Origin of the sequence: Microbacterium sp. Kw_RZR3 (genome assembly GCF_029222405.1) — a bacterium.
GTDB lineage: Bacteria > Actinomycetota > Actinomycetes > Actinomycetales > Microbacteriaceae > Microbacterium.
Genome location: NZ_JARHXC010000117.1, coordinates 1 through 1309 on the forward strand (window position 1 = coordinate 1; position 1309 = coordinate 1309).

Sequence of the window (1309 nt, forward strand, 5' to 3'; positions counted from 1 at the left end):
CGATCCGTCAGATCGCTCGGGACCTTGGCAGGCATCCCTCGACGGTGCTGCGGGAACTGCGACGCAATCGCGGCAACCTGCCGCGGTATCGAGCCAAACGCACCACCCGCCCGCCTACCCAGTCGGTGTTCTACTCACCCTCGACCGCGCAGGGCCGCGCGGATCGGCGCTTGTCGCGTCCCAAGCCCTCCAAGCTCGCATCACGGCCTCTGCTGCACGTCGAGGTGCAGCGGCGGTTGCTGCTCGGACACTCCCCGCAGCAGATCAGCCGACGACTACGGGTGGACTTCCCGGATGATGAGAGCATGCGCATCTCGCACGAGGCGATCTACCGGTCCCTGTTCGTGCAGGGTCGCGGTGAGTTACGCAACGAGCTCACACGGGCGCTGCGCACGGGACGCACCACTCGTAAGCCCCGCGCCCGCACCCAACGCCACGCGGCCGCCTCGGCCGGCCCGGGGAGGATCCCCGGGATGGTGATGATCTCCGACCGCCCCGCCGAAGCAGAAGATCGCGCCGTCCCCGGCCACTGGGAAGGCGACCTCATCATCGGCAAGGACGGTCTGTCACAGATCGGCACCCTCGTCGAACGCGCTACCCGGTTCGTGATCTTGCTGCACCTGCCCACCCGCCGAGACGCCGAAACCGTCGCCGACCAGATGATCCAACAGATGCGCCGTCTCCCGGACCTGCTCCGACGCTCGGTCACCTGGGACCAGGGCAAGGAGATGGCAGCACACGCCCGGATCACCGTCGAAGCCGACCTCCGCGACGGCATCTTCTTCTGCGACCCGCACTCACCCTGGCAGCGCGGAACGAATGAGAACACCAACGGGCTCCTCCGGCAGTACTTCCCCAAAGGCACCGACCTCTCCGGCTACACCCCCGACTACCTCGACTACGTCGCCACCCAACTCAACGACCGCCCCCGCATGACACTCGACTGGGCCACACCCACCGAAGCCCTCGAACGGCTACTCTCAACCCCACCAGACAACGGTGTTGCACTGACCGCGTGAATCCGCCCTTCAGCCGCTCCTCCCTTGGCCGAATCTCCTCCCATTGCCGAGTCTCGGCCTTCTCCTGTGGGAGGGGAGGTGATTCCGGGGCAGGAGGATCTCTGGCCCTAGGGTGTCCTCCCGTCGCCGAATCTCCTCCCGAACGGCCGGCACCCACCCGTAGCACTGCTTCTCCCCACCCCCACTTCTCCACAGGCTGGGATGCTGTTCCCGCGGGCGCGCTTCGCAATCCGGCACGCTTCCCGGATGAGCGCTCGACTATCCCGCCGCATCGAAGTCCTCCAGGCCCG

The 1309-nt window shown here is 67.1% G+C and carries 1 protein-coding gene; it reads left to right on the forward strand.

Features of this window, described 5'->3' with window-relative positions; genetic code table 11:
• Window positions 1–1019, forward strand: a 1019-nt coding sequence (locus P2P98_RS06510; protein WP_275798293.1) for an IS30 family transposase, incomplete at its 5' end; no start/stop codon positions are given.
• Window positions 1020–1309 lie beyond the last annotated feature (290 nt).